The 20,626-nt window shown below is 77.5% G+C and carries 18 protein-coding genes; 14 read left to right on the forward strand and 4 right to left on the reverse strand.

The features are described 5' to 3' along the window. Window positions 1-46 precede the first annotated feature (46 nt). Entirely contained in the window at window positions 47-793 is a 747-nt protein-coding gene (locus HNR12_RS18390) for a TetR/AcrR family transcriptional regulator (protein WP_179768772.1), read from the forward strand. A gap of 990 nt (window positions 794-1,783) precedes the next feature. Here the strand turns inward: HNR12_RS18390 and HNR12_RS18395 are convergent. Beyond that, complete coding sequence (locus HNR12_RS18395) at window positions 1,784-2,458, reverse strand: TetR/AcrR family transcriptional regulator (protein ID WP_179768773.1); 675 nt, start codon at window positions 2,456-2,458, stop codon at window positions 1,784-1,786. A 97-nt stretch (window positions 2,459-2,555) separates the two neighbouring features. Here HNR12_RS18395 and HNR12_RS18400 point away from each other — a divergent pair, with 97 nt between their 5' ends. Beyond that, the gene (locus HNR12_RS18400; protein ID WP_338119793.1) at window positions 2,556-3,425 is read left to right on the forward strand and encodes a CPBP family intramembrane glutamic endopeptidase; all 870 of its coding nucleotides are present in this window, start codon (window positions 2,556-2,558) and stop codon (window positions 3,423-3,425) included. Between the two features lie 81 nt (window positions 3,426-3,506). On the opposite strand, the gene HNR12_RS18405 is transcribed toward HNR12_RS18400, so the two are convergent. Next, on the reverse strand, window positions 3,507-4,019 hold the full coding sequence (locus HNR12_RS18405; RefSeq protein ID WP_179768775.1) for a TetR/AcrR family transcriptional regulator: 513 nt from the start codon (window positions 4,017-4,019) through the stop codon (window positions 3,507-3,509). A gap of 38 nt (window positions 4,020-4,057) precedes the next feature. Between HNR12_RS18405 and HNR12_RS18410 the strand changes: the two genes are divergently transcribed. The 12 genes from HNR12_RS18410 to HNR12_RS18465 all read left to right on the forward strand — a co-directional run bounded on the left by HNR12_RS18410 (window position 4,058) and on the right by HNR12_RS18465 (window position 18,089). After that, entirely contained in the window at window positions 4,058-4,516 is a 459-nt protein-coding gene (locus HNR12_RS18410; protein ID WP_308251310.1) for a methyltransferase family protein, read from the forward strand. Between the two features lie 286 nt (window positions 4,517-4,802). Continuing rightward, complete coding sequence (locus HNR12_RS18415) at window positions 4,803-6,095, forward strand: citrate synthase (RefSeq protein WP_179768777.1); 1,293 nt, start codon at window positions 4,803-4,805, stop codon at window positions 6,093-6,095. A gap of 153 nt (window positions 6,096-6,248) precedes the next feature. Continuing rightward, window positions 6,249-6,965 (forward strand): HdeD family acid-resistance protein, encoded by a 717-nt coding sequence (locus HNR12_RS18420; protein WP_179768778.1) that lies wholly within the window; start codon window positions 6,249-6,251, stop codon window positions 6,963-6,965. A gap of 308 nt (window positions 6,966-7,273) precedes the next feature. Beyond that, window positions 7,274-8,452: a histidine kinase gene (locus tag HNR12_RS18425; RefSeq protein ID WP_179768779.1), complete on the forward strand. Its 1,179-nt coding sequence runs from the start codon at window positions 7,274-7,276 to the stop codon at window positions 8,450-8,452. A gap of 139 nt (window positions 8,453-8,591) precedes the next feature. Next, window positions 8,592-9,257, forward strand: a complete 666-nt coding sequence (locus HNR12_RS18430) for a response regulator transcription factor (protein ID WP_179770704.1) — start codon at window positions 8,592-8,594, stop codon at window positions 9,255-9,257. Between the two features lie 420 nt (window positions 9,258-9,677). Continuing rightward, window positions 9,678-12,140, forward strand: a complete 2,463-nt coding sequence (locus HNR12_RS18435; protein WP_179768780.1) for a serine/threonine-protein kinase — start codon at window positions 9,678-9,680, stop codon at window positions 12,138-12,140. Window positions 12,141-12,231: 91 nt separating this feature from the next. Further along, window positions 12,232-13,227, forward strand: a complete 996-nt coding sequence (locus HNR12_RS18440) for a PP2C family protein-serine/threonine phosphatase (protein WP_179768781.1) — start codon at window positions 12,232-12,234, stop codon at window positions 13,225-13,227. Then, the gene (locus HNR12_RS18445; protein WP_308251311.1) at window positions 13,224-14,567 is read left to right on the forward strand and encodes a VWA domain-containing protein; all 1,344 of its coding nucleotides are present in this window, start codon (window positions 13,224-13,226) and stop codon (window positions 14,565-14,567) included. Before HNR12_RS18440 ends, HNR12_RS18445 begins: the two co-directional genes overlap by 4 nt. After that, complete coding sequence (locus HNR12_RS18450; RefSeq protein ID WP_246425123.1) at window positions 14,558-15,268, forward strand: FHA domain-containing protein; 711 nt, start codon at window positions 14,558-14,560, stop codon at window positions 15,266-15,268. The genes HNR12_RS18445 and HNR12_RS18450 overlap by 10 nt, the downstream gene beginning before the upstream one ends. A gap of 6 nt (window positions 15,269-15,274) precedes the next feature. Next, a complete protein-coding gene (locus HNR12_RS18455) occupies window positions 15,275-16,768 on the forward strand; it encodes a hypothetical protein (protein ID WP_179768782.1) in 1,494 nt (497 codons plus the stop codon). Between the two features lie 105 nt (window positions 16,769-16,873). After that, the gene (locus tag HNR12_RS18460; RefSeq protein WP_179768783.1) at window positions 16,874-17,695 is read left to right on the forward strand and encodes a glutamate ABC transporter substrate-binding protein; all 822 of its coding nucleotides are present in this window, start codon (window positions 16,874-16,876) and stop codon (window positions 17,693-17,695) included. A 94-nt stretch (window positions 17,696-17,789) separates the two neighbouring features. Beyond that, window positions 17,790-18,089 (forward strand): DUF6221 family protein, encoded by a 300-nt coding sequence (locus tag HNR12_RS18465; protein WP_179768784.1) that lies wholly within the window; start codon window positions 17,790-17,792, stop codon window positions 18,087-18,089. Here the strand turns inward: HNR12_RS18465 and HNR12_RS18470 are convergent. Then, entirely contained in the window at window positions 18,065-18,427 is a 363-nt protein-coding gene (locus HNR12_RS18470; RefSeq protein WP_179768785.1) for a hypothetical protein, read from the reverse strand. The genes HNR12_RS18465 and HNR12_RS18470 overlap by 25 nt on opposite strands. Before the next feature lie 559 nt (window positions 18,428-18,986). Further along, window positions 18,987-20,339, reverse strand: a complete 1,353-nt coding sequence (locus tag HNR12_RS18475; RefSeq protein ID WP_179768786.1) for a dihydrolipoyl dehydrogenase family protein — start codon at window positions 20,337-20,339, stop codon at window positions 18,987-18,989. Window positions 20,340-20,626 lie beyond the last annotated feature (287 nt).

The raw sequence follows: 20,626 nt of genomic DNA on the forward strand, positions 1-20,626 counted from the left end.
CGCCGGAACGCGGGCGGTGCGCGCCGGGCGACGAGGGGAGCGGGGCATGGGCCAGCCGACCACGGGCGGCGGCGAGGCGGGCGGCACCGGCCGGGGCGCCGCGCCCGACCGCGGGGCGGTGGTGGCCGCCGCCCTGCGCCTGTTCACCGAAGCGGGCTATGAGTCCACCACCATGGACGACATCGCGGCCGCCGCCGGCACCAGCCGGCGCAGCCTGTTCCGCCACTTCGGGTCCAAGGAGGACATCCTCTTCGCCGAACTGGACGACCTCTTCGAGACCGTCCAGCGCTACCTGGACGCCGCCCCCGGCGACGACCCCGTGGCCACCGTGCGGACCGCCGCGCGCATGGTGTTCCAGCGCTACGCGGGCGACCCCGCCGTCACCGTGCCCCGGTTCCGGCTGGTACGGGCGGTCCCGCGGCTGCGCGACCGCGAGATCGCCATGACCGCCCGCTACCAGCGCGCGTTCAGCCGCTACCTGCGCGGCGGCGCGGGCACCGGGCCGCGCGCGCTGGCCGCCGAGGCGCTGGCGGCGTCCGTGATCGCCGCCCACAACCACGTGCTGCGGTCCTGGCTGCGGTCGCCGGAGGACCCCGTGCCCTGGGCCGGGTTCGACGAGGCCATGGACTTCGTCACCGAGTCCCTGGGCGCGCTGCTGCGCGCGCCGGAGGAGGGCGCGCGCCCGGCGGGCGAGTCGCAGGCCGTGCTCGTGGCGGTCTACCCCGCCCGGACGCCCGGCGCCGACGTGCTGGACCGCGTGCGCGCCGCGCTGGAGCCCAACGGGCCCCTCTGACGCGCCCGGGCGTTGGCCTCGGTCCGGGTCCGGGCGGGGGCCGGGCCCGCACCGCCCAGGTGCAGGGGGGGTGCGGCGGCCCTGCGCGGCCACGCCGCGCGAGTCCAGCGCGCACTCGCCGAGCACGGCGTGCATGAGGCCGTGCGGGCCGGCCCGACCGCGCCCGCGGCGGCGCCCAGAACGCGCGGGCGCCGGGGGACGCGGCCGCGCGCGTCGCCGAAGGGGTCCTGGTCGTGGTCGGCGGAGGCGAGCGGGCGGACGGCCTCGTCCAGCGCGCGGAGGGGGCGCGCCCCGGCGGGCACGGCGTGCCCGGTGGGGCGGGCGGGCTCGGGGGGCGGCTCGGCCCCGCCCTCGGCGCCGGCCGGCTCCGCGGCGGCGGTGTCCCGGCGCCGCTCGCCGGGGGCGGTGCCGGCCTGCCGCAGCGGCAGAGCGTCGGGGGCGCCGAGGGCGACCCGCGCGGAAGGCTTCGCGCGCGTGGCGGCGCCGACGGGGGCGGCCGCGCGGGCCGGCGCGCTCAGCCGGAGCCGCCGCCCGGCCGGGGGCCCCAGCACGGCGTCGGCGGCCGAGTCGGCGGCCTGGGCCGGGGCGGCCGGGCCGGCGGGGGTGTCAGGGGCGCCGGGGTCGCCGGGAAGGAGGGCGTCGGCGTCCGCGCGCGGCCGCCAGGGGATGCGCCCGGTGCCGCCGCAGGCCGGACAGGGCACCTCGCCCCCGGCCGCGGGGTGGCCGGGAGGTCCTCCCGGTACGGTCCTGTGGCCGTCGCAGCCGCTGCAGACGGCCTCACGGGGCAGGTCGCGCGCCATTCGGCGTCCCTTCGGTCGGCGGTCCGGCGGTCGCCCGCCCACGGGCGGCGCGGCGCCGGCGCGCCCGCCACGCCGCGGGCGCGAACCAGCAGGGTAGCGGGCCGTGCTCCCGCGCCGACAGCCCGCACCGGCCGCCCGCACCGGCCGCCCGCAGGCTCCGGCGCTCCCGGCGCCTGCCGTCGGCGCGGCCTCAGCCGGCGCTGCGGGCCCGGATCCCCGCCAGCAGCAGGTCGATCACCTGGTCGAAGTAGGCGTTCTCCACGGCGAGGGCGTCGGCGGCGGACACGGCGGCGGCGCGGGCGTCCTCGGTGCCGCCGCCGGCGGCGGCACCAACGCGCATGGCGACGGTCGTGGTGGCCGCGCCCAGGATCTGGTTGGCCAGCGCCCGGATCGCCACCGCCTGGGCCTCCTCGCCGCCGCCGGAGTCGCCCAGCGCGGCGACGATCCGGCGCGACAGGGCGAGCGCGTTGGGCCCCAGCAGCGGGCGGACACCGGCGAACTCCGCCGCCCAGGCGTGCGCGGTCAGCGCCGCGTAGAACCGCCGGGCGGTGGTCCGCACGGCCAGGTCCCAGGGCTCCTCGGGCCCGGGCAGGCCGGCGGCGGCCTCGGCCAGGATGCCGTCGACGGCCAGGTCGACCAGGTCCTCGCGGCGGGCCACATACCAGTAGAGGCTCGTGGCGTGCACGCCCAGTTCGGCCGCGACCCTGCGCATGGTGAGCGCCGCCGACCCCTCGCGGTCGAGCAGCGCGATGGTCCCGGCGACGATGCGGTCGCGGGTGAGCGCCGGCTGGGAGCGGCGGCCGCGCGGTGGACGGGTGAACACGCTGTCGGACCGCCGGGGGCTGGAGGGTTCGGGTTCGGCCATGGTGCTCAGCCTACTCGGAATCCTACATTGTATGGCTTTATCCAACAGTGTATGTTTCTCGGCAACGGCACATCCCGCAAGCCTCTGGAGGCCCCCCGTGTCCACGCCCGTCGCCGCACCCGCTCACGCGGCCGCCCCTGCCGCCCCCGCACACGCGGCGGCCGCCGACCCGGCGCGGGCCACCGCCCTCGCGCCGCGCGGCCTGGCCGCCTTCCTGGTGATCGCGTTCGCCTTCTCCTGGGGGGTGTGGTGGGCCGGCTCGGCCTTCCTCCCCGGCAGCCCGATGCCGGCGGTGATCGCGGGCGGCTTCGGCCCCGCCGTCGCCGCCGTGGCCGTCACCCTGGCCACCGAGGGCCTCTCCGGGGCCGGTGCCCTCTTCCGGCGCTACTCGCCCCGGCGGCGCGGCTGGTTCGCCGCGCTCGGCGCCACGGTCCTGGTGCTCGCGGCCATCGCCGGCTCCGCGGCGGTGCCCCTCTACCTGGGCACCGCCGCGCTCGACACCGAGGCCCTGCGCGCGGCCGCCGTGCTGGCGCCCGTCAACCTCCTGGTGATCGCCCTGGCCGGCGGCGGCAACGAGGAACTGGGCTGGCGCGGCTTCGCGCTGCCGCGCCTCCAGGGGGCGCTGCCCCCCGTGGCGGCCAACACGGTGCTCGGCGCGGTCTGGGCCGTGTGGCACGCCCCGCTGTTCACGATGGCGGGCACGGTGCAGTCGGAGATCGCCTTCCCCGCCTACGCCCTGCTGTGCGTCGGCCTCACCGTGGTCCTCGGCTACGTCTTCAACGCCACCCGCGGCGGCGTGCTCCTCGCCGTGGCCGCCCACGCCGCCGTCAACGTCGTCACCGGCCTGAAGGGCACGGCGGTGGGCGATGCCGCCGGCGTCGGCGAGGTCGCGTTCGTGGCCCTGGCCGCGCTGGTGCTGGTGGCGCTCACCCGCGGCCGCCTGGGCCTCCGCCCGCTCCGCGCCTGACGCCGGCGACCCCCCGCGGGCGCGCCCCCACCGCCACCGGCGGCCGGGGGCGCGCCCGCGCGGGGGGCGGGCCCGGGGCCGCTACCCGGCGCCACCGGGCGCGGCGGCCCGCAGGAACGCCGCGGCGAAGTGGTCCAGCGACTCCTCCACCGGCGGCAGGCCCTCGCCCAGCGCCGCCTCCAGCGCCGGCCGCGTCATCATGTGCACCACCGGCGGGCCGATGATCAGCTGGATGAGCACCGGCATGGGCAGCGGGCGCACCCGGCCCGCCGCGAGTTCGGGCCGCAGCAGGGCGCTGATCCCCGAGAACACCCGCGGCATCGCCTCGCGCAGCAGCCGGGTGCCGGGCCCCTGCGGCCGGGCCAGCAGGTCGGCGAAGATGGCGGGCACCACGCGCGGCTCCCGGGCGAAGGCGTGCACCACCGCCCGCTGCACGCCGCGCACCATGTCCTCCAGCCGCTCGGGCGGCGCGGCGGCCAGCGCCTCGACGTCGACCACCGGGCCGTAGCGCTCGAAGACCGCCGCCAGCAGGCCGTCGCGGCCGTGGAAGACGGTGTGCAGGCTCGGCAGCGCGCACGGCGCGGCCGCGGCCACCGCCTCCAGCGTGACGGCCCCCAGCCCCGGGCACGGTGGTGGGTGTCATCCCGTGGCTGATCACCGGGTGGGAGTTCACCGAGCCCCTGCCCTACTGGGCGGTGGCGCGGTGGACCGGTGCGGTCCTCATCGCCGCCGGCCTCTACGTCTGCGCGCACGCCTTCACGCGGTTCGTCGCCGCCCAGGGCGTGCCCATCCCCGCCGCGCCCACCGAGCACCTGGTGGTCGACGGCTTCAACCGCTACGTCCGCAACCCCATGTACGTCGCGCTGCTGCACGTGCTGATCGGCGAGGCCCTGCTGTTCGGCTCACTCGGCGTGCTCGCCTGGGCGCTGACGGCGTGGCTGGTGGCGGCGCTGTTCGTGCGCTTCTACGAGGAGCCGACCCTGGAGCGCACCTTCGGCGCCGACTACACCGAGTACCGCCGCAACGTGCGGGCCTGGGTGCCCCGCCTGCGGCCCTGGCGCCCCTCGGCGGCGGCCCGCACCGGGCGCTAGCGGGCGGGTGTGCGCCCGAGCCGACACACCGCGGCCCGCCGGGGTTCCGGCGGGCCGCGGGTGTGTCCAGGATGTGAACGGATCCACCCGCTGTCACGGGAAAGAACGTTGAAATTTCCCGCATGGAGAAATTTGCCGCGCGATTAGCGGTGTGGCCCATGTCACCACTTCGCCATTGCGCGACAATTGTATTATTTTGCTTCACCGGAGTTTAATAAGAACTGAACAGAGAGACCGGGACGGCATTCCCTGATCCCCGCATCCCCGCCTGGAAAGGTGCTCGGGCATGAGCGAAGACGGCAAAGAGCGCGTGGTAGAGCTGCGGTACGAAGGTGGGGCGCACACCCTTCCCCTGCTCACCGGGACCGAAGGCGACGAAGCCTTCGAGACCAAGACCCTCCTGTCGGCCACCGGCAAGGTCACCCTCGACCCCGGGTTCGCCAACACGGCCGCCTGTCAATCCAAGATCACCTATATCGACGGTGAAGCGGGCATTCTGCGCTACCGCGGCTACCCCATCGAGGAGCTCGCCGCGCACAGCTCCTTCCTCGAAGTCTCCTACCTCGTCATCCACGGGGAGCTGCCGGACTCCGGCCAGCTCAAGGAGTTCTCCGAGCAGTTGCGCGCCAACGCCGCCCTGCCCGCCGAGATGCGCGCCATGCTCGACGCCTTCCCGCGCGACGCCCACCCCATGACCCTGCTGGCCAGCGCGGTCAACACCATGGCCGCGTTCTACGCCGACACCGTCGACCCCAAGGACAGCGAGCAGGTCGACCGCGCCACGATCCTGCTGCTGGCCAAGCTGCCCACCATCGCCGCCCACATCTACCGCAACTCCGTGGGTCAGCCGCCGCTGGAGCCCGACGACTCCCTCGGCTACGTCGAGGACTTCCTGCGCATGACCTTCGGCGGCCTCAGCGGGGAGTCCGAGCTGGACGCCCTGTTCGTCAGGGCCATGGACCTCCTGCTCATCCTGCACGCCGACCACGAGCAGAACTGCTCCACCGCCACCGTGCGGGTCGTCGGCTCCTCCCAGGCCAGCCTCTACGGCAGCGTCTCCGCCGGCGTCAACGCCCTGTTCGGCCCGCTGCACGGCGGCGCCAACCAGGCCGTCCTGGAGATGCTGGAGGAGATCCGCGACCTCGGCGGCGACGTCGACTCCTACCTGGCCAAGGTCAAGGACAAGGAGAGCAAGACCCGGCTGATGGGGTTCGGCCACCGCGTCTACAAGAACTACGACCCCCGCAGCAAGGAGATCAAGGGCCTGGCCGCGCAGATCCTCGACCGCCAGGCCGAACCCGACGAGCTGTTCGAGCTGGCCCTGCGGCTGGAGGCCAAGGCGCTGGCCGACCCCTACTTCACCGACCGCAAGCTCTACCCCAACGTCGACTTCTACAGCGGCGTCATCTACCGGGCCATGGGCTTCCCCACCAGCATGTTCACCGTCCTGTTCGCCCTGGGCCGGCTGCCCGGGTGGATCGCGCACTGGCGGGAGCAGCGGCTCGACCCCGCCGCCCGCATCGCGCGCCCCCGCCAGCTCTACACCGGGCACGCCAAGCGCTCCTACAGCGGCTCCTGACCGCACCGGCCCCGGTGGGCGGCGCCGCGCCGCCCACCGGGTCGGCACCGGGCAACGTCTTGGCCCGGTCCCCCTAAAAACTCCCCCGCACCGGCCATCACCGCCGCCGCACCCGGGCAGGCGTCCTCCCGGACCGGAACGATCGGGGGAGACATGCTTGACTACATGGTCCGGAACTGGTGGGCGCTGGCGGCGCGCGGCGCCCTGGCGATCCTCTTCGGATTCGTCGCCGTCCTCTGGCCCGGACTCACCGTCCTCGCCCTGGCGGTCGCCTTCGGTGCCTACGCCCTGGCCGACGGCCTGCTCGCCGGGTGGTCCGCCCTGCGCGCCGCCAAACCCGACCGCCCGCCGCTGGTCCTGGAGGCCGTGCTCGGCGTCCTGCTGGGCATCCTCGCGCTGACCTGGCCCGCGCTCACCGTCTTCCTGCTCTCGCTGATCATCGGCCTGTGGGCGGTGGTGACCGGCGCCTTCGAGATCGCCGCCGCGGTGCGGCTGAGCAAGCAGCTGAGCGGGGAGTGGCTGTTCATCTTCGCCGGCGTGCTGTCGGTCGCCTTCGGCCTGGTGATGTGGGTCGCCCCCATCGCCGGCGCCCTCGGCCTCGCGTTCGTCGTCGGCGTCTACGCCATCGTCTTCGGCGCCGCCCTCGTGGTGCTCAGCCTGCGGCTGCGCCTGGTACGCGCCGAGCACGGCGGCCGCCTCGACGCGCTGCGCGCGCCCGAGGCCGCCGGAACCCACGACACGTCCGGCACCGCCGCCGACCGCGACCGCCCAGAACAGGGCCACCCCGAGGACCCCCAGGGGCGCGAGCGCACCGGCCGCCCCGGCCGCCGCGACGAGCCCGGCGCCCCCGGCGCCGGCGACGGCGCCTAACGCGCGCGGCCGACACCCGCCCGCCCGCGTGCGCCCCCCGGCGCACGCCCGCCTCCGCCCCGCGGCCGACGCGCCGGGCCGCGACCGCGCGCCATACTCGCACCCGCGCCCCCGCCCCGGAGGGCGTAGTTGAATGGAGGCATGCCCCATGCGCGACCAGCGATCCGCCCCCCGGGCGGGTGAGCCCTCCCGTGGAACCCCCCGACCCGCGGCCCCCGTCCCGCCGGAGGCCGCCCGCACCGGCGCCCGCGCCGCCCGCCGGCCGTGGTGAGGCCGGCCCCCGCGCCTGGCCGGCCGACTCCGGATCCGTGCTGATCGGGCGGCTGCGGCTGCCCGCCTGGGCGGTCGACCTGCTGCTCGCGGTGCCGGTGGCCGCCGTGGCGCTCGCCGCCGAGTACGTCACCGCCGCCGGGCAGGGCCGGGCCGTCCCCGGCCACAGCGTCGCCCTGCTGATGGCCGGCGCGCTGGCCCTGGCCGTGATCACCCGGCTGCCGCTGCCGGCCGCCGTGGTGATCGGCACGGTCAACCCGCTGTACTACATGCTCGGCCAGGTGGACTCCTGGGCCGCCTCGATCGCGTTCCCCATCGGCGTCATCCGGCTGGGCGCCACCGGCCACCGCGCCGCCGCCGTCACCGCCACCGTCCTGTTCATGGGCACCATCGCCGTGGGGGAGTCCATCCGCTTCGAGCTGTGGCGCGCGCTGTCCACCCTCGGCGGCGCCCTCGTCGTGCTGCTCGCCGGCGAGATCGCCCGCAGCAACCGCGCCTACCTGCACGAGGTCCAGCGCCGCGCCGCCGAGGCCGAGCGCACGCGCGAGGAGGAGGGCCGCCGCCGCGCCACCGAGGAGCGGCTGCGCATCGCCCGCGAACTGCACGACGTCGTGGCCCACCACATCTCGCTGATCAACGTGCAGGCCGGCGCCGCCGCCTACCGCCGCGACGACCCCGAGGGCGCCTACGCCGCCCTGGACGCCATCAAGGCCGCCAGCCGCGAGGCCCTGCGCGAACTGCGCACCACCCTGGGCGTGCTGCGCCAGGTCGACGGCGGCCCCGAACCTGCAGCGCCCACGGCGCCCGCGCCCACCCTGGCGCGCGTGGGCGAACTCGCCGAGCACACCACCCGCGCCGGGCTGCCGGTGGACCTGCGGGTGGAGGGCGACCCCGTGCCGCTGCCCGCCGCCGTCGACCTCGCCGCCTACCGCATCGTGCAGGAGGCGCTCACCAACGCGCTGCGCCACTCCGGCGCCGCGCGCGCCGCCGTGTCCGTCGCCTACCGCGCCGACGGCGTCAGCGTCCGCGTGGAGGACGACGGCCGCGCCGCCGGGCCCGTGGCCGAGGGCAACGGCCTGCGCGGCATGCGCGAACGCGCCGCCGCGGTGGGCGGCACCGTCCGTGCCGCGCCCCGCGCCGGCGCGCCCGGGTTCGCGGTCCAGGCGGACCTGCCCCTGGCACCGGGCGCGGGTGGTGCGGGCACCACCGCCGGGTGACGTGGCACCCGGCCTCCTGCGCCGCTGCGCCTCCGCGGCCCCGCACCGCCGCCGCCGAACGCCCGCCCCTGGTAGGAAGGGGGTGCGGCGCCACCCGCGCCGCACCACCGCCCCCGCCCACCACGAAGGTGAGGACCGCATGATCCGGGTGCTGCTCGCCGACGACCAGAACCTCGTGCGCGCCGGATTCCGCTCCATCCTCGACGGCGAGGACGGGATCTCTGTGGTGGCCGAGGCCGGCGACGGCGCCGAGGCGGTGCGCCTGGCCGCCGCCGAACGCCCCGACGTCGTCCTCATGGACGTCCGCATGCCCGTGGTCGACGGCCTGGAGGCCACCCGCCGGATCGCCGCCGACGCCCGGCTGGCCGCGGTGAAGGTCGTCATCCTCACCACGTTCGACCTCGACGACTACGTCTACGGCGCCCTCAAGGCCGGCGCCAGCGGGTTCCTCGTCAAGGACACCGAGCCCGCCGAGCTGGTGCACGCCGTGCGCGTGGTCGCCCGCGGCGACGCGCTGCTGGCGCCCTCGGTCACCCGGCGCCTCATCGGCGAGTTCGCCGACCGCGTCAAGGAGCCCCCGCCCGCGCCCCTGCTCAACTCCCTCACCGAGCGCGAGCGCGAGGTGCTGGCGGGGGTGGCCGCCGGGCTGTCCAACGACGAGCTGGCGCGGCGGCTGCTGGTCAGCCCCGCCACCGCCAAGACCCACGTCAGCCGGGTGCTCACCAAGCTGCGCGCCCGCGACCGGGCGCAGCTGGTCGTCATCGCCTACGAGAGCGGCGTGGTGCGCCCGGGCTGGCTCGGCTGACACCGCCCGCCCTTCCGGCCTCTCCGCGCGCCCGCCGCCCCTCCGGCCTCCGGGGGACTGAAACCGCCCGCACGGGGCAGACGGCATAACACAGGGCGAACCGCCGCGGGGTTACCCCGCCGTCACTGGCCGGACACGGCCGTCGGCACCGCGCGCTCTTGTGGCGCTCCCCCGGCGGGGCGAGACTCTTGTCCAAGACCCGTGACACAGTCGCCGGAGACGAACAACCATGCGGCCAGTGCCGAGTACGCCCGCACCGCCCAGGCCGCCGACGACCACGGACCGCTTCGGCCCGGCGCCGCGCCGGAGCGGCCGGAGGCTGCGGCCCCGGCCCCCGCGCGCCCGGAGCACCGGCCCCGCCCGCGCCCGCACGGTGCGCCGGCGCGCCCCCGGGGGACGCGACGCACCCGGAGCGCGCCCATGACCCACTGCACCGACCCCGCCTGCGAGGGCGCGATCGAGGACGGCTACTGCGACGTGTGCGGCATGGCGCCGGCCGCCTCGACGTGGGTGGTGCCCGCGCCGCTCGCGGCCGGCGGCTCCGCCGCCGCGGTCGCCGTCGTGCCCGGCCTCGGCGGGCGCCCGGCCGCCGCGCAGCCCGTCACCCCGCCCGCGGCGCCGAACGGCGCGCCCTCTTCGGCCGACGGGGACGGCGGCGCCGGCGAACCGTCCGGGCGGGCCGGGTCCGCCGATCCGTCGGCGCCCTCCGAGGCGTCCGCCCCCGTGCCCTCCCTGCGCGAGGCCGCCCGCATGTCCGGCCGCACCGCGCCGCCGCCCCGCCCGCGCGCCACCGCCGTCCTGGCCGACACCCCCCTCGTGGGCACCGGCCCCTCCTCGCGCGGGCTGCTGGGCCTGGGCATGGTCCAGGTGCCGCCCGTGCCCTACCGCGACCCCGCCACCGCGGTCATGAGCGCCCCCGTGGTCGCCGAGAAGAACCGGTTCTGCGGCCACTGCAACGAGCCCGTCGGCCGCTCCCGCAACGGCCGCCCCGGCCGCACCGAGGGCTACTGCGGCTCCTGCCGCACCGAGTTCTCCTTCACCCCCAAGCTGCGCCGGGGCGACCTCGTCGCCGGCCAGTACGAGGTGCTGGGCCCCCTGGCCCACGGCGGGTTCGGCTGGGTCTACCTCGCCCGCGACCGCAACGTCAACGACCGGTGGGTCGTCCTCAAGGGCCTGCTCAACAGCGGCGACGCCGAGGCCCACCAGACCGCCGCCGCCGAGCGCGCCGTGCTCGCCGAGGTCGAGCACCCCAACATCGTCAAGATCTACAACTGGGTCCAGCACCCCGACCCCCGCACCGGGATCCCCGCCGGCCACATCGTCCTGGAGTACGTCGGCGGCAAGTCCCTGCGCGAGGTGCTGCTGGAGCGCCGGTCCCGCAACGGCACCGACGGCCTGCCGGTCGAGCAGGTCATCGCCTACGGGCTGGAGTGCCTGCGGGCCGTCCACCACCTGCACGCCAAGGGCCTGCTCTACTGCGACTTCAAACCCGACAACGTCATCCAGTGCGAGGAGCAGGTCAAGCTCATCGACCTGGGTGCGGTGCGCCGCATCGACTCCCAGAGCCGCGTCTACACCACCCCCGGGTTCGGGGTGCCCGAGAGCGAGCTGCGCGCCCTGGGCCCCTCCGTCAGCTCCGACCTCTACGCCATCGCCCGCTGCATGGCCGTGCTCAGCTTCCGGTTCGACTACGCCCGCCGCTACGAGCACGACCTGCCGCCCGCCCGCAGCATCCCCGTGCTCGCCCGCAACCCCTCCTACGACCGGCTGCTGCGGCGCGCCCTCAACCCCGAGCCCGTGCTGCGCTTCCACGACGCCGCCGAGATGGCCGAGCAACTCATCGGCGTCCTGCGCGAGGTCCTCTCCGACAAGGACGGCCGGCCCCACCCCGCGCCCTCGGCCCTCTTCGGACCCGAACGGCCCCTCTTCAGCTCCGGCCACCTGGGCGGGGTCATCGACGAGGCCGACCGGCTGCTGCAGCGCCCCGCCCCCGCCGAGTGCGCCGCCGGGCTGCCCTACCCCCGCGTCGACCCCGAGGACCCCGCCGCCGACCAGCTCGCCAACATCGCCGCGCTGGGGCCCGAGGACCTCGCCGCCACCCTCTCCGGCGACAGCGACCCCACCCCCGAGTCCCGGCTCATGCTCGTCCGCGCGCTCATCGGCCTGGGCCGCCCCGACGCGGCCGCCGCCCACCTCCAGGAACTGGGCACCGGCTCCGCCGACCACTGGCGGCCGTTCTGGTACTGGGCCGCGATCGCGCTGGCCGCCGGCGACCACGAGACCGCCCGCGAGCGCTTCGACGAGCTGTTCGACCACCTGCCCGGCGAGGCCGCGCCCAAGCTCGGCCTGGCCGCCGCGTGCGAGGGCCAGGGCGCCTGGGAGGCCGCCGCCGGCCTCTACCGCACCGTGTGGATCACCGACCACTCCTACGTCAGCGCCGCCTTCGGCCTGGCCCGCATCCGCCTCGCCCAGGGCGACCCCGCCGCCGCCGTGCGCGTGCTCGACATGGTCCCCGAACTCTCCAGCGTGCACATCGCCGCGCAGATGGCCGCCGTCAGCGTCCTGATCGGCGACCGCGACCCCGACGACCTCGACGCCGCCGTCTTCCACGACGCCGAGGCCCGGCTGCGCCGCCTGGGCCTGCACGGCGACGCCGGCCAGCGCCTCAAGGCCCGCGTCCTGCACGCCGCGCTGAACTGGGTCCTGGCCGGCAACACCGCCCACGACGGCGCCGACCTGCTCGGCGCGCCCTTCACCGAGGACGGGCTGCGCCGCGCCCTCGAACGCGTCTACCGCGAGCGCTCCCGCCACGCCGAGGACGGCGTGCGGCGCCGCGCCCTCATCGACCTCGCCAACGAGGTCCGGCCCAGGACGTGGCTGTGAGCGCCCGCACCGGCCCCGCCCGCCGCGCCCTGCCGCCCGCGCGCCGGGCCGCCGCGCCGTCCCGCGCCGCCCGCCCCAGGAGGTGGCCGCCGTGCTGGTGAAGTGCTCGGCCTGCGGGGCCGTCGCCGCGCACGGCGACACCTACTGCGAGGGCTGCGGCCACACCCTGGCCGGCCCCGCCGCCGCGCCCGCCGCCCCCTGCGCCCGCTGCGGCGGCCCGGTCGCCGACGGCGCCTGCGCCGCCTGCGGGCTGGCCCGCACCGGGCGCCGCGACCACGTCGAGGCCCGCGCCGGCACCGGCGCCGGGGTCAGCGACCGCGGCCTGCGCCACACGCGCAACGAGGACGCCCTGGCCCTGCGCGCCCTGCGCCGCGGCGGCGCGGCCACCACCGCCGCCGTGGTCTGCGACGGCGTCTCCACCTCGCCGCGCCCCGCCGCCGCGTCGGCCGCCGCCGCCGAGGCCGGCGCCGCCGCCCTCGCCGAGGAGACCGCCGCCGGGGCCGGGCCCGCCGCCGCCCTCACCACCGCCCTGCGCCGCGCCGGACGCGCCGTCGCCGCGCTCGCCGGCCCCGGCCCGCAGGCGCCCGCCTGCACCTTCGTCGCCGCCCTCGTGCCCGCGCGCGGCCCCATCACCGTCGCCTGGGTCGGCGACAGCCGCGCCTACTGGCTGGCCGCCGCCCCCACGGCGGCGCCCTCGGCGCTGCTCACCAGCGACGACACCTGGGCCCAGACCATGGTCGCCCTCAACGCCCTCACCCCCGAGGAGGCCGCCCGCTCCCCGCACGCCCACGCCCTCACCGCCTGGCTGGGCGCCGACTACGGCGAGGTCCGGGGCCGCACCGCCGACCTCGCCCCGCGCGGGCCGGGCGCGCTGCTGCTGTGCACCGACGGGCTGTGGAACCTCCTGCCCGACCCCGCCGACCTCGCCGCGCTCGTCCTGGGCGCCGGGCCCGACCCGCTGGACGCCGCGCGGGCGTGCGTGCGGCTGGCCCTGGAGCGCGGCGGCCCCGACAACGTCACCGCCTGCGTGATCGGGGTGCCCGCCGCGCCCCCGCACGGCCCCGCGGCCCGGGGCGGTGCCCGGTGACCCCCCGGGCGGGCGGGCCCGCGTTCACCGTGCGCGTGGAGCAGAACCGGTACCTGCCCCCGGGCGGCACCACCGTGGAGGCGGTCGTGCGCGTCACCACCGCCCCCGCCGCCGAGCCCGCGCCGCCCCCGCCCGCGGCCGAGGTCGTCATCGTCGACACCTCCGGGTCCATGTACGGCACCAAGCTCGCCGCCGCCAAGCTCGCCGCCTGCGCCGCCGTGGACGCCCTGCGCGACGGCGTGGCCCTCGCCGTGGTCGCCGGCGGTGCAGGCGCCGAGGTGGTCTACCCGCCCGGCGGCGGTCTGGCCGCGCTCACCGACCGCACCCGCGCCGCCGTCCGCGACGCCGTCGAAGGGCTCACCGCCCAGGGCGGCACCCGCATGGGCGCCTGGCTGCGCGCCGCCGGCGACCTGTTCGCGCCGCTGCCCCCCGGCACCCTCAAGCACGCCATCCTGCTCACCGACGGCCAGAACAACGAGCAGCCCGCCACCTTCGAGCCCGTCCTGGCCGCGGCCGCCGGGCGCTTCGTGTGCGACTGCCGGGGCGTGGGCACCGACTGGAACGTCGAGGAGCTGCGCCGCGTGGCCGCCGCCCTGCTCGGCACCGTCGGGATCATCGCCGAACCCGCCCGCATGCCCGCGGACTTCCGCGCCATGGCGGAGTCGGCCATGGCCAAGACCGTCGCCGACGTCGCGCTGCGGCTGCGCACCCCCCGCGGCACCCGGGTCACCGCCCTGGCCCAGGTGGCGCCCACCCTCAACGACCTCACCGCCCGGCGCGCCGAGGCCGACCCGCGCACCGGCGACTACCCCACCGGCTCCTGGGACGCCGACGAGAGCCGCGACTACCACCTGCGGCTGGAGGTGCCCCCCGGCGCGGCCGGCCGGCGCATGCGCGCCGCCCGCGTCGGGATCGTCGTGCCCGGCCCCGGCGGCGGCGAGGCCACCGCGCCCGCCGACGTCCTCGCCGAGTGGACCGCCGACCCCGGCCCGGCCGCCGAGATCAACCCCGCAGTCGCCCACTACACCGGCCAGACCGAACTCGCCCAGGCCATCCAGGAGGGCCTGCGCGCCCGCCGCGACGGCGACACCGCGACCGCCACCGTCCGGCTGGGCCGCGCCGTGGCCCTGGCCCACTCCGGGCGCCACGCCGCCACCGCCGCGCTGCTGCGCCGCGTCGTCGAGGTCGACGACCCCGCCACCGGAACGGTGCGGCTGCGCCCCTCGGTCGCCAAGCTCGACGAGATGACCCTGGACACCCACTCGACCCGCACCGTGCGCGTGGGCGGGCGCGGCGTCCCGGCCGGAACCCGGGAAGGAGCGGCCCCACCATGCGGATGACCTGCCTGGCCGGGCACACGCCGCCGGCCGACCCCCGATGCCCGGTGTGCGTGGTGCTCGCGGCCGCGCCCCTCAGCCGGCCCGCCGCCGCGCACGAGGACCTGTGCCCCGTCTGCGGCGGCGACCGGGCCGGCCGCTACTGCGAGGGCTGCGGCCACGACTTCACCGGCGCCGACCAGACCGAGGCGTCGCCGTTCCCGCTGTTCTCCGAGCCCGTCCCCCTGCGCTCCGAACCGCCCGCCCCCCGGCGGCACACCCCGGCCGGCCACGACCCGCGCGGCGCCGCCGCCGACCACTGGTGGGCCATCATCACCGCCGACCCCGCCTACTACCAGGCCATGGCCGACCGGGGCCTGCTCGACCCCGACGCCATCGCGTTCCCCGCCCACGCCCCCCAGCGCCGCGTCCCGCTGAACCGGGCGCGCGTGCGGATCGGGCGGCGCAGCATCGCCCGCGGCATCCACCCCGAGATCGATCTGTCCGCGCCGCCGGAGGACCCCGGGGTCTCCCATGCCCACGCCGTGCTGCTGGCCCGCCCCGGCGGCACCTGGGTGCTCATGGACGAGGGCTCCATGAACGGCACCACGGTCAACGGGACCGACCACCCCGTCGCCGCCAACGTGGAGGTCCCCCTGCGCGAGTCCGACCGGATCTACGTCGGCGCCTGGACGGCGATCACCCTGCACCGGCAGCGGGGGTGAGCGGCGGTGGCCACGACCGACCGGCCCGGCCCCGCCCGCGCCGAACACCCCGCCGGCGACCCGGCGCCCCCGCGGCGCGGCCGGGCCCGCCCGCGGTGGCTGCGCCGGCTGGGCACCCGCGGCCGGCTGCGGCTGCTGACCGTGCTGTGCCTGAGCCTGGTCGCCGCCCTGTTCGCCGCCACCTACGTGGCGCTGGAGCGCGCCCGCGACGGGCTCGACGTCATCGGCGAAGGCGAGGGGCGCAAGGTCGTGGAGACGGCCAACCTGTACTTCGCGCTGTCGGACATGGACGCCCAGATGGCCAACGTGCTGCTGCTGGGCGGAGACCACGACCTGGGCACCGGCCGCGACGCCGCCCTGGAGCGCTACGACGAGCGCCGCGCCACCGCCAACCGCGCGCTGCTGCACGCCGCCCAGCTCGCCGAGGGCGACCGCGTCGAGGAGGAGACCGTCTGGGCCGTCATGGACGGCATGAACCGCTACGAGCGCCTGGTGGCCGAGGCGCGGCTGCTCAACGACGCCGACGACGACCCCGCCGGCCCGCCCTCCGACGAGGTCATCGCCCTCTACCGCAAGGCCGCCGAGCTGATGCGGCGCGACCTGCTGCCCAAGGCCTACAACCTCACCCTCGAAAGCGGCGCGACCGTGCGCAGCACCTACGAGGCGAACAGCGCGGCCGCCACCGCCGGGATCGGCCTGGTCGCCGCCGCGGCCGCCGCCCTGCTCGCCGCCCTCGTCGTGCTCCAGGTCTTCCTGCGCCGGCGGTTCCGCCGCCGCTACAACGCGTGGCTGGGCCTGGCCACCGCCGGGGTGCTGGTGATGGGCCTGGCCTCCGTGGCCATGCTCCAGCGCCAGTCCGTGCTGCTGCGCACCGCCAAGGAGGAGGGCCTGGAGTCGGTGCTGGCGCTGTCGCGCGCCCGCGCCATCAGCACCGGCATGAACGCCGACCAGAGCCGCTGGCTCATGGACCCCGACAACGCCGCCACCTACGAGCAGAACTTCCTGGAGGACGCCCAGACGGTGGTGTTCCTCGTGCCCGAGGACGGCGACATCCCCGGCAACCTGCACGGCTACACCACCGAGGTCACCGCCGCCGTGCCGCGCCACGACGACTACCCCGGCCGCATGCTCGGCCTGCTCGGCGAGGAGGTCGCCACGGGCGGCGGCGAGGGCGAGACCCGCGCCCTGCGGCGCACGCTGCGCACCTACGCGGCGTTCCTGCGCGCCGATGAGCGGATGCGCGCCATCGCCCGCGAGGGCGACACCGCCGCGGCCGTCGACGCCCACATCACCGGACCCGACTCCGTGGAGGCGGTGTTCGCCGACTACGAGGAGGCGCTGATCGACCTGACCCGGCTGCACATGTCCACCTTCGACACCTCCGTCGCCACCGCCAGGGACGACCTCGCCGGCTGGAACCACGCGGTCGTCGCGGCCTGCGGCGCGTTCGCGCTCCTGATCGCGCTGGGCGTGCGGCCGCGGCTGGCGGAGTACCGCTAGCGCGGGGGCAGACCAGGGGGCACGCAGGACACCACCCGTTCGCCGAGGCGGCGGCCGGCGCCGGCCGCGCCGCCCGCCCGGCCCACCACCAGGAGGTGAGCGCGGATGAGGCTGCGCCATCTGGCCTGCGCGGCCGCGCTCGCGGTCGCGCTGCCCGCGTGCGCCGTGGCCGCGGGCGAGCACACGTCGATCCTCGACGCCGAGACCCTGCGGATCGGGGTCAAGGGCGACCAGCCCGGCCTGGGCCTGCGCACCGGGGTGGACACCTACAGCGGGTTCGACGTGGACGTCGCCTACTACATCGCCGACTACCTGGGGGTGGACCGCGCCGACGTGGAGTTCGTGCAGGTGACCTCCGAGGAGCGCGAGGACGTGCTCGTCGACGACGACGTCGACCTGGTCCTGGCCACCTACTCCATCACCCAGCTGCGCAAGACCGTCGTCAACTTCGCCGGCCCCTACTACGTCGCCCGGCAGGACATCCTGGTCCGCGCCGACAACACCGACGTGCAGGGCCCCGAGGACCTCGCCGGGGAGCGGCTGTGCCAGGGCGCCGGGTCCAACTCCGCCAACCGCATCATCGAGGAGCGCGGAATCCCCGCGCAGCGCGTGGAGCGGCCCACCTACAGCGAGTGCGTCGACCTGCTGGCCGTGGGCGTGGTCGACGCGGTCTCCACCGACGACCTCATCCTCGCCGGCTACCTCGCCGAGAAGCCGTCGGCGTTCCGCCTGGTCGGCGAACCGTTCACCAGCGAGAAGTACGGCATCGGGATCGCCAAGGAGGACATCGCCGGGTGCGAGGCCGTCAACCGCGCCGTCACCCTGATGTACCAGGACGGCACCGCCGAGCGGCTGCTGGACAAGTGGTTCGGGCAGACCGGCCTGGACCTCGTGACCACGGTCCCCCAGTTCGAGGGCTGCGGCTGACCCCCAGGGGCGACAACCGGCGGCGAATCAGGCACAATCGGCGCGCCGGGACAGCGGGCGGCCGGGCGCGGGCCGGCGAAGGGAGAGCGAGCGGGTGAAGATCGACGAGTTCCTTGCGGCGCGCCTGGCCGAGGACGAGCGGGCCGCGCACGCCGCCGCACCCGCCACGGGCGGCCCCGAGCGGGTCCGCGCCGACATCGAGGCCAAGCGCCGCATCCTCAGCGGCTACACCGCCACCCACCGCGCCTGCATGGCCGCCGCGGCCCAAGGTTCGGCGGCCCCCGGCGACGACGCGGGCGCCTGGTCGGCCCTGCACGCCTGGCGCCGCGCCCTGGAGCACCTGGCCGCCGTCTACGCCGCCCACCCCGACTACGACCCCTCCTGGCGGCCCTGACCCGGCGGCGGGCCGCCGCACGGCCGCGCCGCGCCCGGCGCCGGCGGCCAGCACCACCCCCACGCCCACACGGCCACCCACAGGCCCGGCGCCACCAGCACCGCGCCCAGCAGCAAGGGTCCGCCCGGCCCCAGGCCGGGCGCCAGCACCGCCTGGGCGGGGCCGCCGGCGGCCATTGCCGCGCTGAACACCGCCGGCCACCACGAGGCGGGCGCGCCCAGGGCGATCGCCGCCGCGGCGGCCACCTGCACCGCGCCCAGCACGGCCAGCGGCCACACCGGCCACGGGGCCCATCCAACCGGCCCCGCCCCCGGGCCGCCGGCGGTTGCGGCGGCCACCAGCAGCACGGCCGCCTGCGCCGGCGCGCAGCGACCACAGCGCGGCCGGGCGCCACCAGGTGCCCGGTGCCCTTCGCGGGCCCGGCGCCGGCGCGGCCGGTGCCCGACCGCGCACCCGGTCGTCGGGCGGCGGGCGCGGCGCGGGCGGGGGAAGGGGCTCGGGGGTGCGCGGCGGCGGAACCCGCACGCGCCCGCCCAGCACACCCAGCGCGCCCAGGGCGGTGAGCACCGACAGCGCCGCCGCGACCGGGGCGGCCGCCGAGGCCGAGGAGGGCGGCGCGGGCGCGCGCGAGGCGGGACCGGCGCGGGGCCGCGCGGCCCCGCCCGGCGCCGGACCGGACGCGCGCAGGCGGCCCAGCAGGCGCCGCACCGTTTCGGCTGCCATGGGGACCGCCCCTCGTGCCGTCGAATCGACGTCGTGCCGCCGAGTCTGCCGCGCGCGACCCCCGCGTGTCGTCATCCCGCGGGCGACCGCGCCCGTACTCCCGTGGGCGCACCAGCCTACGCGGCCCGCCGCCGGAGCGGGCCGGGCCGCGCCGCGACCGCACCCGCCGCCGCGCTACATGTCCAGCGCCTCCACCGCGAGCAGGTAGCCCTCGCTGTAGGTGGGGAACTGGGCGACACCGTCGCGCAGCCGGTCCACCCCGATGCCCTCGCGGATCGCCAGCGCCGCCGTGTGGATCCACTCCCCGGCCATCGGCGCCACCGCCCAGGCCCCCACCAGCACGCGGCCGCCCCGGTCGGCGAGCACGCCCAGCCGGCCCGTCGGCTCGGTCTCATAGGTCCAGGGCCGGGCCAGCCCCGCGGGCAGGTCCACCTCGGCCGCCACCACGTCCAGGCCCCGGGCGCGCGCCTGCTCGGCCGTCAGCCCCACCGCCGCGATCTCCGGGTCGCTGAACACCACCCGCGGCACCCCCGTGTAGTCGGCCGTGCGGTCGCGGCCCAGGATGTTGGCGGCCGCCACGCGCGCCTGGTACTTGGCGACGTGGGTGAACATGGCCGTGCCCGTCACGTCGCCCACCGCCCACAGCCCCGGCGCGACCCGGCACCGCTCGTCCACCGCCAGCCCCGCGCCGCCGGTGTCCACCCCCAGCTCCGCCAGGCCCAGCTCGCCCACCCGGGGCACCCGGCCCGCGGCCAGCAGCACCACGTCGCCCACCGCCTCGGAGCCGTCCGCCAGCTCCAGCACGCTGTCGCGGCCCCGGCGCAGCGCCCGCACGGGCGCCGACCCGGTGCGCACGTCCACGCCGTCGCCGCGCAGCAGCTCGGCGGCCAGCTCGCCCACCCGCGGCTCCTCGCGGTTCATCAGCGCGCCCGAGCGCTGCACCAGCGTCACCTCGCACCCCATGCGCGCCAGGAACTGGCCCATCTCCACGCCCACCGCGCTGCCGCCCACCACGACGGCCCGGCCGGGGATCTCCTGCAGGGTCGTGGCCTGGCGGTTGGTCCACAGCTCGACCTCCTCCAGGCCCTCGACCGGCGGGCGGGCCGCCGCCGACCCGGTGGCGACGACGACGTGGTCGGCGCGCAGCCGGCGCCCCTCCACCTCCACCACCCACGGGTCGCGCCCCACCACGCGGGCGGCGCCCTTGACCACCTCCGCGCCCCGGTCGGCGTAGCCGGCCACCTGCTTGGCGTCGTTGAGGTGGCGGATCATGGTGTCGCGGTAGTCGCGCATCGCCGGCCAGTCGGGCACCGGCCGGTCCAGCCCGGCCACCCCCGCCGCCTCGGCCGCCGCCTCCAGCGGGCGCAGCAGCGTCTTGGACGGGATGCAGGCCCAGTACCCGCACTCCCCGCCGATCAGCTCCCGCTCGACCACGGCCACCCGCAGGCCCGCGTCGAGCAGCTGCGAGGCGGCCACCTCGCCGCCCGGACCCATGCCGATCACGACGGCGTCGAACCGCTCTTCCATGTGCTGCTCCTCATGCTCGCTGCGGTGCCGGGCCGCGCGGCCGGCCGGCCCGGTGGGGGCCGACTCACTTCCTACGCCACGCCGGGCCCCGCGCGCCGCCGACACGCCCGGCCCGCCGCGCCGGTGTTGGGGTGGTTCGCCCGCATTCGCCCCGATTGCCGGGCCGGTTTCGGCGCCGCCCGCGCACCGGCCGCGCCGACGCGCCGGGCACGCGCCCCGCGGGCGGGCGCGAGCGTGCATGATGCCGGGTAGAAGTGCGCGGAAGGCCGCCCGGCGCGCGGGCCCGC

Origin of the sequence: Streptomonospora nanhaiensis, from assembly GCF_013410565.1 — a bacterium.
In the GTDB taxonomy this organism is placed as follows: Bacteria; Actinomycetota; Actinomycetes; order Streptosporangiales; family Streptosporangiaceae; genus Streptomonospora; species Streptomonospora nanhaiensis.

Bases quoted from the DNA above. Each gene is read 5' to 3' on its own strand.
- HNR12_RS18390 (WP_179768772.1), top strand. From the start codon at position 47: ATGGGCCAGCCGACCACGGGCGGCGGCGAGGCGGGCGGCACCGGCCGG.
- HNR12_RS18395 (WP_179768773.1), bottom strand. From the start codon at position 2,458: ATGGCCGAACCCGAACCCTCCAGCCCCCGGCGGTCCGACAGCGTGTTC.
- HNR12_RS18415 (WP_179768777.1), top strand. From the start codon at position 4,803: ATGAGCGAAGACGGCAAAGAGCGCGTGGTAGAGCTGCGGTACGAAGGT.
- HNR12_RS18420 (WP_179768778.1), top strand. From the start codon at position 6,249: ATGCTTGACTACATGGTCCGGAACTGGTGGGCGCTGGCGGCGCGCGGC.
- HNR12_RS18430 (WP_179770704.1), top strand. From the start codon at position 8,592: ATGATCCGGGTGCTGCTCGCCGACGACCAGAACCTCGTGCGCGCCGGA.
- HNR12_RS18435 (WP_179768780.1), top strand. From the start codon at position 9,678: ATGACCCACTGCACCGACCCCGCCTGCGAGGGCGCGATCGAGGACGGC.
- HNR12_RS18450 (WP_246425123.1), top strand. From the start codon at position 14,558: ATGCGGATGACCTGCCTGGCCGGGCACACGCCGCCGGCCGACCCCCGA.
- HNR12_RS18460 (WP_179768783.1), top strand. From the start codon at position 16,874: ATGAGGCTGCGCCATCTGGCCTGCGCGGCCGCGCTCGCGGTCGCGCTG.
- HNR12_RS18475 (WP_179768786.1), bottom strand. From the start codon at position 20,339: ATGGAAGAGCGGTTCGACGCCGTCGTGATCGGCATGGGTCCGGGCGGC.